The 17,842-nt window shown below is 61.8% G+C and carries 18 protein-coding genes; 7 read left to right on the top strand and 11 right to left on the bottom strand.

Going from position 1 to position 17,842, the window contains the following annotated elements; translation table 11 throughout:
- Positions 1-519 precede the first annotated feature (519 nt).
- Entirely contained in the window at positions 520-681 is a 162-nt protein-coding gene (locus DOM54_RS19990; RefSeq protein WP_162619797.1) for a hypothetical protein, read from the top strand.
- 86 nt (positions 682-767) lie between these two features.
- Here DOM54_RS19990 and DOM54_RS08295 read toward each other — a convergent pair whose 3' ends face one another.
- The gene (locus DOM54_RS08295; protein ID WP_110715896.1) at positions 768-1,163 is read right to left on the bottom strand and encodes a hypothetical protein; all 396 of its coding nucleotides are present in this window, start codon (positions 1,161-1,163) and stop codon (positions 768-770) included.
- A 184-nt stretch (positions 1,164-1,347) separates the two neighbouring features.
- Between DOM54_RS08295 and DOM54_RS08290 the strand changes: the two genes are divergently transcribed.
- Complete coding sequence (locus DOM54_RS08290) at positions 1,348-1,677, top strand: DHCW motif cupin fold protein (protein WP_110715895.1); 330 nt, start codon at positions 1,348-1,350, stop codon at positions 1,675-1,677.
- 111 nt (positions 1,678-1,788) lie between these two features.
- Positions 1,789-2,706, top strand: a complete 918-nt coding sequence (locus DOM54_RS08285; protein ID WP_206019056.1) for a LysR family transcriptional regulator — start codon at positions 1,789-1,791, stop codon at positions 2,704-2,706.
- A gap of 75 nt (positions 2,707-2,781) precedes the next feature.
- Here the strand turns inward: DOM54_RS08285 and DOM54_RS08280 are convergent, their stop codons facing one another.
- The 6 genes from DOM54_RS08280 to DOM54_RS08255 all read right to left on the bottom strand — a co-directional run bounded on the left by DOM54_RS08280 (position 2,782) and on the right by DOM54_RS08255 (position 10,418).
- Positions 2,782-4,320, bottom strand: a complete 1,539-nt coding sequence (locus tag DOM54_RS08280; RefSeq protein ID WP_162619796.1) for a sodium:solute symporter family protein — start codon at positions 4,318-4,320, stop codon at positions 2,782-2,784.
- A gap of 22 nt (positions 4,321-4,342) precedes the next feature.
- Positions 4,343-4,621, bottom strand: a complete 279-nt coding sequence (locus tag DOM54_RS08275; protein ID WP_110715893.1) for a hypothetical protein — start codon at positions 4,619-4,621, stop codon at positions 4,343-4,345.
- Positions 4,621-5,682 carry a carbon-nitrogen hydrolase family protein gene (locus tag DOM54_RS08270; protein ID WP_110715892.1) on the bottom strand — a complete coding sequence of 354 codons (1,062 nt, stop codon included), beginning with the start codon at positions 5,680-5,682 and terminating at the stop codon, positions 4,621-4,623. The genes DOM54_RS08275 and DOM54_RS08270 overlap by 1 nt, the downstream gene beginning before the upstream one ends.
- Positions 5,683-5,851: 169 nt before the next feature.
- A complete protein-coding gene (locus DOM54_RS08265; protein WP_110715891.1) occupies positions 5,852-6,757 on the bottom strand; it encodes a LysR substrate-binding domain-containing protein in 906 nt (301 codons plus the stop codon).
- Between the two features lie 74 nt (positions 6,758-6,831).
- Positions 6,832-8,856, bottom strand: coding sequence for a CocE/NonD family hydrolase (locus tag DOM54_RS08260; RefSeq protein WP_110715890.1), 2,025 nt, complete (start codon positions 8,854-8,856; stop codon positions 6,832-6,834).
- A complete protein-coding gene (locus DOM54_RS08255) occupies positions 8,853-10,418 on the bottom strand; it encodes a BCCT family transporter (protein ID WP_110715889.1) in 1,566 nt (521 codons plus the stop codon). Before DOM54_RS08255 ends, DOM54_RS08260 begins: the two co-directional genes overlap by 4 nt.
- Positions 10,419-10,607: 189 nt before the next feature.
- Here DOM54_RS08255 and DOM54_RS08250 point away from each other — a divergent pair, with 189 nt between their 5' ends.
- The gene (locus DOM54_RS08250) at positions 10,608-10,814 is read left to right on the top strand and encodes a DUF3820 family protein (RefSeq protein ID WP_110601171.1); all 207 of its coding nucleotides are present in this window, start codon (positions 10,608-10,610) and stop codon (positions 10,812-10,814) included.
- Positions 10,815-10,860: 46 nt separating this feature from the next.
- Here DOM54_RS08250 and DOM54_RS08245 read toward each other — a convergent pair whose 3' ends face one another.
- The 3 genes from DOM54_RS08245 to DOM54_RS08235 form a co-directional block, all read right to left on the bottom strand.
- Positions 10,861-11,268, bottom strand: coding sequence for a hypothetical protein (locus DOM54_RS08245; protein WP_110715888.1), 408 nt, complete (start codon positions 11,266-11,268; stop codon positions 10,861-10,863).
- Positions 11,261-12,280, bottom strand: coding sequence for a J domain-containing protein (locus DOM54_RS08240; protein ID WP_110715887.1), 1,020 nt, complete (start codon positions 12,278-12,280; stop codon positions 11,261-11,263). Before DOM54_RS08240 ends, DOM54_RS08245 begins: the two co-directional genes overlap by 8 nt.
- 148 nt (positions 12,281-12,428) lie before the next feature.
- A complete protein-coding gene (locus DOM54_RS08235) occupies positions 12,429-13,352 on the bottom strand; it encodes a sugar-binding transcriptional regulator (RefSeq protein ID WP_162619795.1) in 924 nt (307 codons plus the stop codon).
- A gap of 270 nt (positions 13,353-13,622) precedes the next feature.
- Between DOM54_RS08235 and DOM54_RS08230 the strand changes: the two genes are divergently transcribed.
- From DOM54_RS08230 to DOM54_RS08220, 3 genes are read left to right on the top strand one after another with little or no spacing between them, the layout of a single operon-like run.
- Entirely contained in the window at positions 13,623-14,924 is a 1,302-nt protein-coding gene (locus DOM54_RS08230; protein WP_110715885.1) for an MFS transporter, read from the top strand.
- A 32-nt stretch (positions 14,925-14,956) separates the two neighbouring features.
- Positions 14,957-16,393 (top strand): sulfatase family protein, encoded by a 1,437-nt coding sequence (locus tag DOM54_RS08225; protein ID WP_110715884.1) that lies wholly within the window; start codon positions 14,957-14,959, stop codon positions 16,391-16,393.
- Between the two features lie 14 nt (positions 16,394-16,407).
- Positions 16,408-17,370, top strand: a complete 963-nt coding sequence (locus tag DOM54_RS08220; RefSeq protein ID WP_110716073.1) for a formylglycine-generating enzyme family protein — start codon at positions 16,408-16,410, stop codon at positions 17,368-17,370.
- On the opposite strand, the gene DOM54_RS08215 is transcribed toward DOM54_RS08220, so the two are convergent.
- Entirely contained in the window at positions 17,345-17,842 is a 498-nt protein-coding gene (locus DOM54_RS08215) for a GNAT family N-acetyltransferase (RefSeq protein ID WP_110715883.1), read from the bottom strand. The two genes, DOM54_RS08220 and DOM54_RS08215, sit on opposite strands and share 26 nt — an antisense overlap.

Below are 17,842 nucleotides of genomic sequence, written 5' to 3'. Positions count from 1 at the left end.
TCCGACAGCGCCGCCGGAGCGCGCGCTTGAACCGCTTGCCGGCCAGGCGCATTTGCGGATGGCGGTAAACGGTGCTGCGGTTCGGCGTTCCCGGCGCGGTGTCCCGGCGAGTGGGCTGCGTTTCGAGCTGCCTTCATCGGCGCGGTCACGGCTGCCGTCGGCTAGCGTCGTGGGCTGTCCGTCGCGGCCCCATAGCCATTGGTCTGACCCACCAATCGCTAATGGCTGATCGGCATTGGTTAATTTATAATTTGTATTATTAGGTAATCAGAAAGTATCAATTGATTTTTTTTGAATCCGATTGTAAATTCACTGAGTATCCTCGAAGTACGCTGCCGGCGTGACCGATACGGACAGGGCAGCTCGCTCCGAACCAAGAAGACATGACCAAAAAGTGACGTCGATCGTGCGAGAGCGGCGTCGAAAAACCGGACAGTGGACACCGAATCTCTAAAACCTCGAATTCGGAGCATTGCGGTCCAGCCCGGTAGACAACGATTTCGATACGTGGGGTGCGCAATGAGTCTATTCAGTCTGGGTTGTATTGTCGTCGGCTTCGTCGCTTTCGGGTTGTTCGTTGCGCTGCGCCTGTGCAGCAGCGACAAGTCCCCGCCCGAGGCGCGAGACCGCGTGCAAGGGCCGAATTCGTCGCACAAGGCGGGCGCCGGGCACCGCGCCTGATCGGCTATCTGCGGAATGAATGGATGAAAACCGGCAGCGTCAGCGTTGCCGGTTTTTTGCGTTCAGGCGCCAGGACATGGAGCGATTCAGGTGGAGGGCGCGATTGGCGCCGTGAGCCCCGGCGTTGGCGATTCCGGCGGAATGCTGGCGTCGGCCTCGTTGATCTCCTGCCGATGGGAGGTCGGCACGTCGCGAATGAATGCGCGGGTCAACCAGGCCAGCGGGGCGAACTCGGCGCCGAAGGCGTTGAAGCAGCCCCAGCGCAGGGCAATGAAGGGCCGCATGAAGCACGGCAGGCGTCGATGAGAGCGCAATCCGACGATACGGCGGGTGCGCGTTACCAACAGATCGACGTGACCGCGCTCTCCCCGGGTGAGCGCTCGGTAGTCGGCGGTCACGGTAGCCGAGGGAGTCTGCCCCTTGGCGGGGTCGCAAGGCTCCAGCAACAGCCGGGCCAGGTGCTTGACGCTTTGATGTCGCATCCGTTTCTCAGTGTAAGTTCGTGTAGTCTGATGGGCTGATTGTCTCTCCCGAAGGCGTGCTTGAAAACCGGAGCAGGCATGGATAGGCGCCGCAATTCGCAAGACGACCTGGCTTTGCTGTGGCAATGTCCCCGGTTCGATCCCCTTTCTTCGTTCAATTCCTTTCCAGGAGAGAGCAGAGCCCATGCAGCTCGACGACATACCTTTCGCTACGACGGACTGGTCGACGATCACGCCGACCGAACACGCTGGCGAGACCGGCAGGGCGCTCTGGAGAACCCGGCAATTCGGGGCTGTCCGCGTGCGAATGGTCGAATACACGCCGGGTTACCTGGCGGATCACTGGTGTTCCAAGGGCCATGTGCTGTTGTGTCTCGAAGGTGAGCTCGTCACCGAACTGGAGGACGGCCGAGTCTTTCGACTACTGCCGGGACAGAGCTACCAGGTTGCCGATCAGGCCGAACCGCACCGCTCCTCGACCGAGAGCGGCGCCAAGCTGTTCATCGTCGACTGACACCGCGGGTGAAGCTCTGCCCAGCAGTCACGGCCAGGACTCGAGCGAATCATGCCATGATCGGCGGCGGTATTTCTCAATGCACCAGACACGATAATTCGGGAGAAGCGCTTGCCAGAATTCACCGTTTCCTCATTGGAGCGTGTCAGCTGGGATGATGTGCGGATATTTCTGCATGTCGCCAGGGCCGGTAACTTGAGCCGCGCTGCCAAGTCATTGCACATCGATCAGTCGACGGTCAGTCGTCATATCGCGCAGTTGGAGTATGAGCTTGGTTTGAGTTTGTTTGACCGTGCGCGATCTGGACTGACGCTGAGTGAATTTGGAAAGCGATTTCTGAAGTCGACGGAAGCCATGGAGACCGGGTTTTTCAAACTCAAGGATGAGTTATTTGCCCCCGGTGCAGAACAGCGACAGAGTGTCCGTTTAGGTACCATGGAGGGCATTGCCTCTCTTTATCTCACTGACGTATTGCCGGAATTTCAGCGGCTGCACCCGGAAATCCTGCTCGAGTTGGTGACCTCCTCACAGAGAATCCATGTCAACCAGCGGGAAGCCGATATCTTCATCGGATTCTTCGAGTCTCTAGGGCGGGGGATGGATGCGGAGCGCATAGGGCGCTTTGCACTCTACCTATACGCGGCACCGGTCTACGCAGAGCGCCATGGTCTGCCACGGAATCTCGGTCAATTATCCGGGCACAGCTATATCGGATATGTGGAGGATCAGATCCAGATCGATGCGGTACGCTGGCTTCAGGATCTCGTACCGGACCCTCACTTGATCTGTGTTTCATCGAGCATGTTAGCGCAGATGTTTCTGGCCACGAAGGGTATCGGATTGGTGATGCTGCCTTCATTTGCCAACGCTGAGCGCTTCGGATTGTTCAGGGTGATGCCGGAGACGGCCTACGTGATGCGGGACGTCTGGATGAATGTTCATCGTGAGTTGCGTTATTCGGCTCGGGTCAAGTCACTCGTCGAGTTTCTACAGTGTCGTTTTCATGAAGATACCCAATTTGGCTTGTGACACGCCTGCCGACTTATGGTCGGCAGGCGTGCATGCTCGGTCTGTGTGCCTCGGTTGGTGACGGGTCCCGCCGTATCAGATGGTCTTTATTTCGGAGTGTGGAGCGTCCCGGCGGCTTTCGGCGCTGATCGTCTCCGGAAAGCGGCTGGCGAGAAAGCCGTGGAACATGGCCTGCTTGCGAGCCGAGACGGCGGGGGTGCGCAGGGATATCGTGTAGAACAGAATCGCTGAGACCAGAAATCCCCACAGTGGTGCTCCGATGATGTTGGGCAAGTGCTGCTTCAGTCCCAGCTGTAGCGCCAACATGACACTACCACCAGCCAACATGCTCCAGAATGCCGCCGGTTCCGTCGCTCGCGGCCAGAATAGAGCACCGATCAGCGGCATCAAAAAGCACAGCGCGATACCCACGCCGATGGAAGCCAGTGGCACCAGTAGCTGTCGTCCCGAGGGAGACAGCGAAAAGGCAACGACGGCTATCAGAAAAGCCAGTTCGAACCAGCGGCCGACCGACATCGAGCGCTCGAGACTCACGCTCGGTCCGACGAGCGGCGAGTAGAGGTCCCGTGTGAAGATCGATGAGGCGGAAATCACTTGGCTGTCCACCGTCGACATGCCGGCGGCGAATACGGCAATCACCAGGACCGCGCCCATCAATGGCAGATATTGGCGATAGATCTCCGGTACCAGGGCATCAGGCGTAAAGCCCGTGGGCAACTGGAGTGGCATGCCGAGTGCGAAGAAGCCGATGATCGCGCCGCAGATCACGATGACGATCAGTGAGAGAAACGAGGCAATCATGGAGCTCATGACCAATGTCTTGGCTGAGTTGGCCATATAAAGTCGCTGCCAGAGGTGGGGCGTCAGAATCCAGCCAAAGGTCCATAGCAGCATGAGAGTGACATAGCTGCCGCCTTGGCCATGATCGATCAGAAACTGCTCCGGACGGGCTTCGATCGCGCTGTTCCAGCCATTCTCCCAACCACCACTCCAGACGATGACCAGAATCGCCGTGCCGATCAGCAGCATGGCAAAGATGAAACCTTGGAAGGCATCTGTCCACACGACCGCACGGCTGCCGCCGAAGATGGCGTAGATCGCAACGCAAGCGGCAATGCCGAAGATGGCAGTCGAGTAGCTGACAAAACCCTCGGTCAAGCTCTGCACCGATATCGCTATTCCTGATAACTGGATGGCGACATAGGGAAATAGCGCCAACACGCAGATGACTGCGGTGATGACGCGCACTCGCCGACTGTCGTCGTAGTAGCAGCTGAGAAGGTCCGCCGGCGTGATGAAGTTGTACTCCTTTCCCAGTCGCCAGATACGTGTACCTATGAACATGATCAGTAAGGGACCCATGGAGTTGAAAAAGCCGAACAGCAGCCAGTTGGCACCTTTGCCGAAGAATGTCCCAGGGCCACCGAGAAACGCGAAGGTACTGAACCAGGTGGCGAAGAGCGTTCCCACCAGGAAGAACAGGTTGGCACCTCTCCCCATGATGAACCAATCGTCGGGATCGCTTTTCTGATTTCGGCGCGAGGCAAGCCAGGCTACTGCCAAGGTGATTGCCATGTAACAGGCGATGCCGATAATCGCGACTAATGTTGTCATTGTCATGCCGCTGCTCCTGTGGTTATTCGGCGCTCTTTGCCCAATGGATGGCGCGGGTGACGTAAAAGGCCACGCCTAGCACACAGTTCGAGAAAAACGCCACGAAGGAATAGAAAATCGTGGTGGGGGCCGTATTCAGAACCATCTCCGTGTTATCCAGCCACGTCGTGAAGACGGGGATCAGTGTCAATGTCACGTTGGCTGTCGCCCATAGCAGAAAGAGTCTTCCTGCCAGAGAGCGGGGAATGATCCCCATCCAGGGAGAGATGCTCGTCAGGTGGTCGTGTTCGGTACTGTTCATCAAGAGGCTCCAGGGTTCTTGTTATCGGAGGTGCTGATATGGCGAGAGAGTAGGGGCTCCGTCGGCGCCACATTCGCGTGCTCGGGTTCCGTCAGCAGCGTTTCCAGTGGCCGCTGGGGACGTTTGTCGAGCTGAAGACGAAACAGGTCGAAGCGGTTGTAGCTGCCGGCGACGTCGTGAAATTGCTTGGGTTCGATGCACAGGTTGAGGTCGATCGTCGCCTGCACGAGTTGCTCCCCTTCGCCCTCTGACATCGCGACTGGCTGGCCACTCGGGTCGAGTACCATCGACACCCCACTGGGATATCTTTCCAGTTGCTGCCGCATGTCGTCATTGCCGCGGCTGACTTCGTCGATGGTGTGTTGGTCGAGGACGCCGGCAACGACGAGATTGAACACCTTGCCTTCGAAAGCGTGGGCCGCGGCGCGGATGTGAATCGCGGCTTTGAGATCGTAATTGCGATCTTCGTCCGGTCGGTGAGTCGGCCAGATGGGAGGATAGGTGGAAATATGTAGCTGCTCGCCCTCGGCGATGAGGCTGTAACGGGCCAGAGGATTAGTGTTCTCACCACAGATCAAGGCCCCGATCTTGCCGAGTCTTGTCTCCGTTACATCCAAGCCCTCTGCATCGCCAGGCGCCCACACAAGCTTTTCATAGAATGTCGGCACCAGCTTTCTTCGATGATTGATGAGTCGCCCGGCGTCATCGAAGATCGCATTGCTGTTCCATAGGCAGCCGATGCTGGCGGGTGTGGATTCATTGAAACCGATAGACACGAAGATTCCGTGACGTTCTGCCGCAGAGGCAATTTTTCTCATTGACTGGCTGTCAATCGTCAGACTGTTATTGACCAGCCGCGTGAAAAAGACATGGTTGTCGATGGGGGCGTGAATTGCCGACCATAGCGGAAAGGCTGGAAGATAGGTTTCGGGGAAGACGATGAGGTCGGCGCCGAGGCCTGCGGCTTCTTCGATGATTTGACAGGCCTTGTCGATGGTCCGCTCGAGATCGAGAAAGACGGGGGCCACTTGTGCCAGGACTACGCGAACTGTAGGGAGCATAAGAGTACCTTCGTTGCCATTGATGTTGTTATTGATTGCAACGAAAGTCTAAGGCGGTAGTTGGGTACTGTCTTCGCCAAGTTCTGCCAAGCGTTATGCAGATCTGCATGTCATCGATAGGTCGTGGATCCGACAGCTGTTCATCGTCGACTGACTCCGCGGGTGACGCTCAGCCCAGCACCCACTCCCGGAACGCGCGCATCGGTTCGGTAAGATGTCGGTGCTGCGGCGTCAGCAATGAGAGCCGGCCGCGACTGGGGATCTTGTGCGCGAGGGCGTGAACGAGATTGCCCTGGCCGATCTCGGCAGCGAGAAGGCGGGTCCAGCCGAGCGTGACGCCCTGGCCGGCCAGTGTCGCGTTCATCAGCAGCTGGAAACTGTTGGCGCGCAGGGTATGGAGGGGGGGGTGCCAGTCGAGTTCCAGCGCCTGAAACCAGAGCTCCCAGGTCAACCAGTCGTGATAGTGATCCTCGACCACCATCAAGGTGTGTCGGTTCAGCAGGTCCCGCGGATCGGCGATGCCCCCGTGACGCTCGAGATAGATCGGGCTGCAGACGGCGGCGACGTCTTCCTGGGCGAAGATGGCATCGGCGGTGAGGCCCGGCGGGTCGACCTCCCGGGGCACGTGGTAGTAGATGCCGAGATCGAATTCGGCCAGGTCGAGGCGGTGAGGGTCCTCGACGGTGAGAATGCGGATCTCGATATCGGGATGGGCGCGCTGGAAGTCTGGCAGTTGACGGGCCAGCCAGATCGAGGCGATGGTCGGGCTCGACGCCAGCGTCAACTGACGATCGTCGCCGCGACGCCGCAGGCGAGCGGTCTCGTCGCGGAGCTCACGCAACAGGCGTTGTACCACGCGGAAATAGTGCTCGCCGGCCGGGGTCAGGCGCAGGCCGTCGTAGTGGCGCTCGAACAACGGGCGCCCCAGGTCCTCCTCGAGCCGTTTGATCTGCCGGCTGACGGCGCTCTGGGTCAGGCTGAGTTCGCTCCCCGCCTGAGTGAAGCTGCCATGACGGGCGGCCGCTTCGAAAGCGCGCAGGCAGGTGAGGGGTGGCAGGGCATCGCGCGTGGACATGGAGGCTTCCGCAACCGTGGAATGACGGCTGCGGAGCATAACATGGGCGTCGTGCGACGCCCCGAGAGGCACGATCAGATGGCGGTTCGCGGAATCTCCCGCTCCCATGATCTATCGCTGATCAACGTTTCACCTTCGAACGCACGCTGCTCGGCACTCAGGTAGAAGGTGGTCTCGTCGCAATGCAGGTGATAGCGGCTGGTCACTTCCACGGAGAACCGACCCTCGCCCTGCTCACGGCTGGCACGATAGACCCATTCGATATCGGCACGGGTACGGGTGGCATCGGTGGGGTGGCTCGAATAGACCTCTTTCGCGCGCTGCTCGACACGCAGGCCGTGGCTCTCGAAGCGCATGTCGCCCATGTCGTCCTCGATGGTGACGGTCACCTCGCCGCTGCCCACATCTTCATGGATCGTGCGCCTGGGTTGACCGGCGCGCAGCGTCTCGACCCGGCACGGCGTGGCGCTCTCCGGCGGTTCGAAAGGCATCGGGATGGTTTCGGCCCGGCATAGCGGCAGTTCCAGTGTCGGGTTGCCAGCCTTGAGCGTCAGGTCGGCACGCTTTTGGGGTGACCAGATCAGCGGAAAACTGGCGCTGGAGAGCGCCAGACGCAGGCGGTGTCCCCTGGGCAGGCGGTAGCCGATCAGGTCCAGCGGTAGCCTCACGTCCATCGGCTCGCCGGGAATCGGCGGAGTGATCCTGCCTGCATCGTCGCGAAGATTGAGGTTGAGCGTGCCGTAGGTGATCAGCGCGCTTTCGCCGCTCGGCGCGACATCGCACAGACGCACGTGGAACTGACCGCAAGCTTCGGCGCTGGCGATCGTCGCGGTGACCGTCGGCTGGCCCAGGATATCCAGGCCCTCGGCGTAGGGTTCGGAGTCGAAGGTCAGCGACAGGCCATCGTCGCGACGCTGATCCGGCGGAAAGTCGGCGCCGAACCACAGCGGGATGTACTCGCCCTGCAGCGAGCCTGCCGTCAACGGCGAGGCGATCAGACGATCGCCGCTCAATTCGCCGTCGGGGTTCAGGCCACGCTCGCTCAGCGCCAGGATCGTCGTCTCGATCTCGTCGGTTGGCGCGGGCCAGTTCGAGGTGCGTACCCACTCGCCCGGCCGTTCCAGATACTTGGGCGCCGGCGGGACACCATCCTGCAGATAGAAGGTGCAGGGTGGCTCGTCCATGATTCCGGTGTCGATGCCCTTGAGCCAGTAGTCCCACCAGCGCAGCGCCTCCTGCAGAAAGCCGATGGCCGGATCGGGAATCGCGAAGTGGGGGTACTTGTGCATCCAGGGCCCGAGCAGCGCCTTCTTCGGGCAGGAGAGATTCTCCATCATCCGCGGGATCGTATTGACGTAGGAGTCACCCCAGCCGCTGATCATGTAGACCGCGGCTTCGATGTCGCCGTAGTTCTCGCAGATCGAGCCATGCTGCCAATAGGCGTCGCGCTGCTGGTGGCGCAGCCAGGGCTCGGCCAGCAGCGGCATGTTGTCGAGACGATGCTTCCACATCTCTCGCCAGCGTTCGCCGACCAGCAGCGGATCGGGCACGGCGGCGGAGAAGCTCAGCATGGTGGCGGCCCAGCCGAGGTTCTCGAGCAGCATATTGCCGCCCTTGTAGTGAATATCGTCGGCGTAGCGGTCGTCGGTGGAGCACAGCGTGATGATCGCCTTGAGGGGGGCGGGTCTGAGCGCGGCCAGTTGCAGGCTGTTGAACCCCCCCCAGGAGATACCCATCATGCCCAGCTTGCCGCTGCACCACGGCTGTGCGGCGATCCAGTCGATCACTTCCAGCGCGTCGGCCTGCTCCTGCGCCGCGTACTCATCCTCCATCAGTCCGTCCGATTCGCCGTTGCCGCGCATGTCGACGCGCACGCTGGCGTAGCCGTGGCCGGCGAAGTAGGGGTGGGTCAGCTCGTCACGCACCGCCGTGCCGTCCCGCTTGCGGTAGGGCAGATACTCGAGGATCGCCGGCACCGGGGTCGTTTCGGCATCCTCCGGCAGCCAGATTCTGGCAGCCAGGCGGGTACCGTCGGCCAGCACGATCCACTGGTTCTCGATTTCGCGCACGCGGTGCGGAAAGTCCTGCTTGATCTTCATGCCTTGTCCTTGGCTGTGGAAGGGGTTGGAGATGTCGGTACGCTGTCGAGTCGCTCGGGATGCTTGAGCCAGGCCCACAGCGAGCCGGTGGCCAGCAGCACGATCAGCATCGCCGGGAGGCCGCCGAGGTTGGAGAGCATCTTGATGCCGTCGATTCCCACGAAACTGACCATGATCCAGGAGACCACGCCGACGATCACGCCCCAGATCACCTTCATCGGGACACCGGCATTGAGGTCGGAATCGGCGGTCAGGCCGCGGGTGCAGAGGTTGCCGATGGCGTCGGTCTGGGAGTCCGCCGCGGTGACGTAGGATATGTAGGCGATGAACAGCAGCAGCGGTATCCACACCTGGGAGAATGGCAACTGACGGAACAGCGCATAGAGCACGTTTTCGACGCCACGATCGTTGAGCACGGCATAGAGGTCGGCACCGCCCGTGCCGGCATGAGCCTGGAAGTAGAGCGCGGTGCCGGAGAAGATCAGGATCCAGACGCTGGCGAACAGTGCCGGATAGAGCAGATTGACGCGCAGGAACTCGCGCACCGTGTAGCCGCGGGAGATCTTGCCCAGAAACAGCGCCGCCACCGGTGCCCAGGCGAACCACACCGCCCAGTAGAAGATCGACCACCACTGCGGCCACGGGTCGTTGCCCGCGGCGCCGGTGAACAGGCTCTTGGTGAAGAAGTTGTCGAGATAGACGCCGAACGATTCGACGCCCAGGGCCAGGCAGAAGACGGTCGGGCCGACGATGAACATGAAGACGCCGAGAATCGCCAGCAGCACGGCATTCAACGACGACAGCCGGGCGATGCCCTTCTGCAGGCCGCTGGCGGCTGAAATCACGAAGGTCACCACGATGATGGCGATGATCACGCCGAGTCGCAGCGGGCTGGTCTCGCCGCCGAGATACTGGCCCGCGCCCCCCGCCAGGGTCAGTGCGCCGGTACCCAGCGAGGATGCCATGCCGGCCACCAGCGCGTAGAGCGAGATCGCATCGATCAGGCCGCCGAAGCGCTTGATCCTGGGACCGAAGACCGGCTCCAGCATGCTCGAGATCGAGAAGCGCAGTCGAAGATTGTAGAACGCCAGCGCAAAGATCAGCGCCGGCACGGCGTAGATCGCGTAGGGCGTGAACGACCAGTGCAGGAACATGGTCGACATGGCGAACAGCATGGCGTCGCTGGAACCGGCCTCCAGGCCACTGGAGTCGGGTGGGCCCATGTAGTGGTAGAGCGGCTCGGCGGTGGTCCAGAACAGCACACCCACGGCGAGGGTGGTGCACAAGGTGATCGAGAACCAGCGCAGGCGCGACAGCAGTGGCGTGGCGTCCCGGCCGCCGATGCGAATACGCCCGAGCGGAGAGAAATAGACGATCACCGCCATGGCCAGCAGATAGAGACTGCCCAGGCTGAACAGCCATGAGAAATTGGTTAGGACCGCATCGTTGAGCGCGCTGGCCGTGGCCAGAAACCCGTCCAGGTCGACATAGCTGGCAATGACCGCGACCAGCAGTATCAAAAAGGTCGGCCAGAATACCAGTGGCCGCAGCGAAGTCTGCATACCCGTCTCCCGTTATGATTGTCGTAGGCGTCGAGGCGCCGTGCTTATGGCGCTATAACCTAACGCCTTTACTGTCCGGTGGAGCAAGCGGCCGCTGGGAATGACGGTATGCCTCTGGCTCATGGGGTGGTGGCGGCGACTGTCATCGAACCCTGTAGAATGCGGCCGGGAATCGACGAAGGAGACGCAATGGAGCCTGAAGACCTCACCAGACTGGTCACCCGCAAGATGCCTTTCGGCAAGTACGAGGGGTGGCTGATCGCCGACCTGCCTGGCCCATACCTGAACTGGTTCGCCCGGGAAGGCTTTCCCGACGGGGAGATCGGGCGTCTGCTGGCGTTGATGCACGAGATCGATCACAACGGCTTGAGTTCGCTACTCGAGCCGTTGCGCTGATGATGTCCGTCATACGTTCGAGCGGAAGTGCCAGATCGGCGTTGTGCTAACTCAGCCAGCGGCCGATGCCATAAGCGGCGAGCCATCCGATCAGTACGGCCAGGGCAAGCCAGGACCAGCGTCGCCAGCGCGTCTGATGGCGGCTGAGTGCGATCTGCAGCTGTTGCGTCAGCAGTTCCTGGCGAATCACGATGCGTTCGGGGGACGAGGAAAAATCGTTGGCGGTGTCCCCTTGCCAGTGGGGGGCATGGGTCATGCCCAGACCCGCCCGCAGCCTGCCGAGGTCGTCCAGCAGTGCATGCAGGTCGTCATAGGCTTCGCGATGCGCCGCGTCGCCGAGAGCGCTCAGCGCATCGGCCTTCAGCGTCCGATTGTTGCAGCGTTCTGCAGCCCTGACGATGGCTCTGGGCGTTGCGTCCTTGGCGATGCCGAGTCGGCGATAGAGATCACGCATGTTGCATCAACAGGTCGTAGGCGTTCTTGATCCGCTGGAAACGCTGCGAAGCCAGGGATATTCGCAAGTCGCCCTGGCCGTGGAAGCGATCGGGATGATGGCGCTGTGCCAGGCGGCGGTAGGCGCGTTTGATATCGGTCGAGGAGGCATGCTCGTCGAGTTCCAGGACCTGCAAGGCCAGCCGGATTCGGTAGTGGGGTTGGGGGATGTCGGCCGCCTGCTGCCACTGGCGTTGTCGTCGCTGCTGTTCTTGACGTGAGGCTTCTTCCTGACGCGCTCGCTCCCGGCGCTGGGCGTCGGCCTGGCGCTCCTCTTCCTGGCGCTGGGCCTCGGCCTGGCGTGCCCGTTGCAGGCGTTCTTCTTCCTGGCGCCGCCGCTCCGCTCGTTGACGTGCCTGCTGGCGCAGGCGGTCACGCTCAAGGCGATTCTCCCGTCGCCGCGCATGCGCGGACAGGATTCGGGCTCGCCAGCCTAGCCAACGCTGAGTCCTGCGTGGGGAGGGAGCCGTGGTGTCGGTGTCTGCCTCGGTTGCCGGCTCGGCTTGCTCTTGCTGCTGCCAATACGCCTGTCGGCTGGGGTCGCTGGGAGGCGTCAGAGCGCGGCCGGCCACCTCGCGGAACAGCCGTGCAAAAGCAGCCGGCGTCACGCCTGAAAGATCGGAGAGAAAGCGCAGGATGTGGTGATTGCGCGGGCTGAGATCGCCCTCGCTCGTGGCCAGCCCGATCGCGCGCCGCAGGAAGGGATGCGACTGTTCATCGACGCGTTCGCGTAACACCACCTCGGCGGCCAGTTGGATGGCCTTGAGGTCGGCTCTGGCGATCGCCAGCAACGTGTCGAGATCCCGGGAATGGCGATAGCCGTTGGCCAGCACTTCGAGATAGCGCCGGTCCTCGGCAAGCACGGCGCGCTTGTTGACGTAGACCCACGTCAACAGCAGCAGGGCCGCGGTATCCGGAGGGTAACGACTTTTCAGCAGCAGAAGCTCGAAAGCGGAAAAGCGCGCTGGGGCCATCGATGAATCCAAGCGGAGAAAGGGTTGTTGTCGTCATTGGTTGGATTCCGAGTATACCCAAACTCGACGAAGAGTCTTCACCGTTGCGCCACGCCGATAGGTTCCGCTGAAGCATAGGCCAGTGCTGCAAGTCGATATATCGAGCTGCTCATGCGTTGGCGGTGAACGACCCGGTAAGGTCGAGAATGGCCTGGGCCAGACTGCGGTCGACGATGAGGGTATTGAACAGCCCAGCCTTGGCAGCGGCGATCGTTGCCTGGGCTCGATAAGCACCGGCACCGGTACCGATGACCCGGGGAACCCTGCGTAATTGGTCCACTGAGATACCGAGAACGCGACGGTCCAGCTCGCTTTCTATGGCCTGTCCATGCTGATCGAAGAGTCGACCACTGATTTCGCCGCAGGCGCCTTTGTCGGCTATCTCCTCGGCCTCGCTCGCTGTCAGCATGTTGTAGAGCGCCGAGCCGGAGGGGCGCCAGGCACCGACTGATACGACCGCGATATCCAACTCCTCGATTCGGGCCAACGAGCGGGCGATATCGGGTTGGCGCGCCAACGCCCTCGCTGTTTCGGCCTCCTGCAGTACCAGGGGGGCATAGATGGGGTATGCCGTGCCATTGGCGGCTTCTGCGATGATGCGGATGGTCTCGACCGATCCGAGTCGGTTGCCGGTGAGGTGGATGGCTCCGGCGAGCTGCACGACCTCGCAGGTGGGCAACTGGCGAATCTGGCGTGCCATCGACTCGATCACACGGCTCCAGGTCATGCCGACGGTCTGGCCGGGTTTGATCTCGTCGTCGAGCACTATGGCAAGGCGGTGGGCGACGGCTTCGATGGTGGATTGGTCGCTGCCAGGTATGCGGTCCACCACGATGGCGTGTTCGATTCCCAAGGCCGCGGCCACGTCCAAGCCCATCTCCGGTGACAGTTGCGCGGGATGGCGAATGCTGATCATGACCAATCCCGTTTCCCGGGCCTCCTTCAACAGTCGCGCGACCTGAAAACGGCTGATACCGAAGTGACGCGCCAGATCGCTCTTGGATTCGTCCTCCAGGAAATAACGACGAACCATCTCAAATATCTGATCCTCGCCGACAGAAGCCCTTTGTGGCCGAGTTTTGCTGGCATCCGTCATAAAGCCTCCCTCTACATCCTTAGTTGTAGTCGTCGGTCGAAAACTTGCCCCGGGCGATAGTACCAGCATACGCTCTTGCTCGTTTGAGACTCATGGCGCTCATAAGAGCATTGGCATGCGCCGTCTCATCGTGACTGGATCACCAACGACAACTTGGGTCATGGGCCCGCTGCCTCCTGACGGGGTTCGCCAAACGAGAGGAATGTCATGAGCGTCGATGATCTGCAGGACCCCACGCGGTCAGAGGGCAAATCCAGGAAGGCGGCATTTGCTGCGTTCAGCGGTGCCTTCATCGAATGGTATGACTTCTATCTCTACGGCATCGCCTCGGCGCTGGTGTTTCCGCAACTGTTCTTCGCCGATGCCGACGCTTCCGTCAGCCTGATGGCCTCGTTCGGCGCCTTCGCCGCCGGTTTCATCGCCCGCCCCATTGGTGCGTTGCTGTTCGGCCACTTCGGAGACCGGCACGGTCGCAAGACGATGCTGATCATCACCGTTCTCATCATGGGCGTATGCACGCTGTTGATGGGGCTCGTGCCGACTTACGAATCGATCGGCTGGTGGGCGCCCGCGGCGCTGATTACCCTTCGTATCGTGCAGGGGCTGGGAATAGGCGGTGAGTTCGGCGGCGGTGCGCTGGTTGCGCTGGAGAACGCGCCGAGCCGAAAGCGCGGGCTGATGGGCAGCTTTCACCAGTTGGGTACGCCGATGGGGCTGCTGGTCTCTACCGGGGTCTTCTCCCTGGTCCAACTGTTGCCGGAGTCGAGCTTTCTGGCGTGGGGCTGGCGGATTCCGTTTCTGCTGAGCGGTGTCTTTCTCGTCTTCGCACTGTTCCTTCGCAGTTCGCTGCCAGAGACGGAAGTCTTCCGCAAGCGAAAGACACAAGAGCCCGCGCGTCACATCCCGTTGATGAGCCTGCTTCGCGAGCAACCGGGCCATCTGTTGCTCGGACTCGGCGCGCGCATGGCCGATGCGGTGACCTTCAACGTCATCAACGTGTTCGGTATCGCCTACGCCACGTCGACGCTGGGATTGTCGCAGCAGATGATGCTGACCGGTTTCGTCATGTCCGCCGCGGTACAGGTCTTCCTGACACCGCTGATCGGCATGTTCTCCGACCGGGTGGGGCGCCGTCCGGTCTACATGGCGGGCATCGTCGTCTGCGCCATCGGGGGGCTGGCCTATTTTCCCCTGCTGTCCACCGGAGAGGCCTGGGTCGTCTGGCCGACCATCATCGTGGTGCAGGCGGTGGGCACTGGGCTGATGTTCACCATTCAGGGCACCTTCTTCGCCGAGATGTTCTCGACGCGCGTACGCTACACCTCGCTCGGCATGATCTATCAGGGCTCGGCGCTGTTGGGCGGTGCACCGACGCCGTTGATCGCCGCCGCGCTGGCCAGTGCCTTCGCCGGTAGTTACTGGGGGCCGGCGCTCTATCTGTTTGCCATGACATTGGTCAGCCTCGCCTGCGTCATCGCGATCACCGAAACCTATCGCAGCGAGCTGTGAAATCGCCATCAATGGAGCAAGGAGCCGCGTCCATGTCAGAGAGGAAAGTTCCCAATATCATGTTCGTGATCACGGACCAGCAGCGATTCGACACGATCCACGCACTGGGACATGAGCACGCGATCACTCCGAATCTTGATCGGCTGGTCCAGGAGGGCACTACCTTCGCGAGAACCTACGTCACGGCGCCATCCTGCGCACCGTCACGAGCCAGTCTGTTCATGGGCCTCTATCCGCACAGCACCGGTGTGTTCCGAAACGACGAGCCGTGGCGGCATTCGTGGGTCGAACAACTGGCGCAGGCTGGCTACCGCTGCGCCAACATCGGGAAGATGCATACCTTCCCGTACGAGACGCCGCTCGGCTTCCACGAGCGCCACGTGGTCGAGAACAAGGATCGCGACCATCCCAACCTGCCGTTCTTCCTCGACCAGTGGGACAAGGCGTTGTGGGCCCGGGGCGTCGACAAGCCGAGCCGGGTGACCTACCGTCACCGCGCCGACTATGACGATCGCCTGGGAGCTTTCGTCTGGGAGGCGCCCGCCGAGCTGCATGCCGACAACTTCGTCGGTGACTTCGCGGCCATGTGGCTCGAGCGTTACCCCGGTGACGAGCCGTTCTTTCTGCAGATTGGGTTTCCCGGACCGCACCCCCCCTACGATCCCACGCCTGAATACCTCCGACCGTTCGAGACGCGTGACGTGCCGATGCCGGTCGGCGGCGCGGACGACATCGCCAGTCAGCCGGCGCCGCTCAGGGCGCTGCGCCGGAACCATCTCGACAACGATCATGATGCGGTCAAGCATCTGGAGCATCCGACCCCCGAGCAGATGGTCCGCCAGCGGCGCCACTATCATGCCAACGTGACGATGATCGATGCGCAAGTCGGGCGGCTGCTCGACGCCTTGGAGCGGCGGGGCGTCCTCGAGGACACCATCATCGTGTTCACCTCGGATCATGGCGATTGCCTCAACGACCACGGTCATAGCCAGAAATGGAATATGTACGAGGCGAGTGTGCATGTCCCCGCGATCGTCTGGGGGCCGAAGTTCGTGCGAGGGAACCAGCGCATCGAAGGTTTGACTTCGCTCATGGATCTGGGGCCGACCGTTCTCGAGTTGGCGGGTGTCGAACCGCCGGTCTGGATGGAAGCGCAGTCACTTTTGCCGGCACTGCAGGGCAAGGCGTGGGCGGGTCGCGAGCACGTCTTCGCCGAGCACGCCCGCGATTTCATCCTGACCGACACCGAGTTGATGACCATGGTGCGTGACGATCGCTGGAAGCTGGTGACCTTCGTCGACAGTGACGAGGGGCAGCTCTTCGACCTGGAAAGCGATCCCGACGAGCTCGACAACCGCTGGGATGACCCCTCCTGCCGAGCGCTGCGCGATCACCTTCAGCAGGTGATCGCACGTTGGCGGGCCGAAAGCGCGACCCATACGTCGACATGGGCGGCGCCTTGGCGCTGAATGGGGCGTTTCGAATGGTATCGAACGGTCGTGCCTGCTGTACCCCGACGTCGGCGCGCAAGAACCCGGAGGCCGGGGCCGACGGGCTTTCGCGTCGACTGGCGGGAGCCGGTAGCCATCCGATCGAGCAGGTGGCCGTTCCCGCCGGTTCGTTCGTCATGGGGGAAGGTACCGACATCGCCAACCGTCGCGATGGCGAACACCTGACGCATGCGGTCTATCTCGACGCGTTCGTCATCGATGCGACCACCGTTACCAACCGCGATTTCGCGCGTTTCGTCGACGCCACGGGATATCGCACGGAGGCCGAGCGGTGGAGAGTCTCGGCGGTGTTTCGCCATCAGGTCCAGGCACCGACGGAGGACGTGCTCGACTCCCTTGACGGCATGGCGTGGTGGGTCGCGGTACGGGGTGCGTATTGGCGCGCCCCGGGCGGGGCGTTGTCGACGGTGGATGACCTGCTGGATCATCCGGTCGTTCACGTCAGTTGGCGCGATGCCGTGGCGTACTGTCAATGGGCGGGGCGCTGGTTGCCCAGTGAAGCACAATGGGAGTACGCCTCGCGTGGCGGACTGGCGGGATGCCGCTATCCCTGGGGTGACGACGTGACGGACGACTGCGGGGCATGGCGCTGCAACATCTGGCAAGGCGACTTCCCCCACACCAATCTCATCGAGGATGGCTGGCGCTTCACCGCGCCGGTCGAGGCCTTCGCGCCCAATGGTTACGGCCTGTATCAGACGGTCGGCAATGTCTGGGAGTGGTGCGGCGATGGCTTCGATCCCGAGTACTACGCGCGCTCGCCGTTGAGCAACCCGCCGGGACCACCCGACGTCGCGCGCCGCGTGATGCGAGGCGGCTCGTTTCTTTGCCACGACTCGTACTGCAATCGCTACCGGAACGCGGCGCGTACCTCGAACACACCGGCAGCTTCGAGCAGCAATATCGGGTTCAGGACGATCGGCGTGAGATCTTGAGCGACTTATGCATCATGCCGCGCGCCAACCTCACCCCGCTGCGATGAGCGTGGTCATCGATGGTGACCAGTTCGTAACCGTGGGCGAGATAGAAGTCGATGGCGTTGAGCGCGGCGGAGAGCGTCAAGGTGACGATGCCTTCCTGGCTGGCCAACTCCTCGGCTCGTGCCAGCAACTGCGAACCACAACCGCGCCGGAAATGGTTCGGCGCGACGAACAGCGCCTCCAGCTCCCGTTCGCCGACGTCGACGACGGTGTAGCCAACGATGTTCCGCCTCCGTTCCGCCACGATCGCGTGACCCTGTTGGAGAAAGTGTCGGAAGCCGTCGCTCGGTGCGGCCGCGAGCCAGGTCTCCAATGCGGCGGGCGGGTAGTGCCTCGCGCACTGAACCCTTGCCGCCCGGTTACGAATCGACCAGAGCGTCGGCAGGTCGTCGGGCGCTGCCACGCGAAAGGCGAGCTCGTCGCACAT

The organism is Salinicola acroporae (assembly GCF_003206615.1).
Lineage (GTDB): Bacteria > Pseudomonadota > Gammaproteobacteria > Pseudomonadales > Halomonadaceae > Salinicola > Salinicola acroporae.
This window is presented reverse-complemented; position numbering and strand designations above follow the sequence as displayed.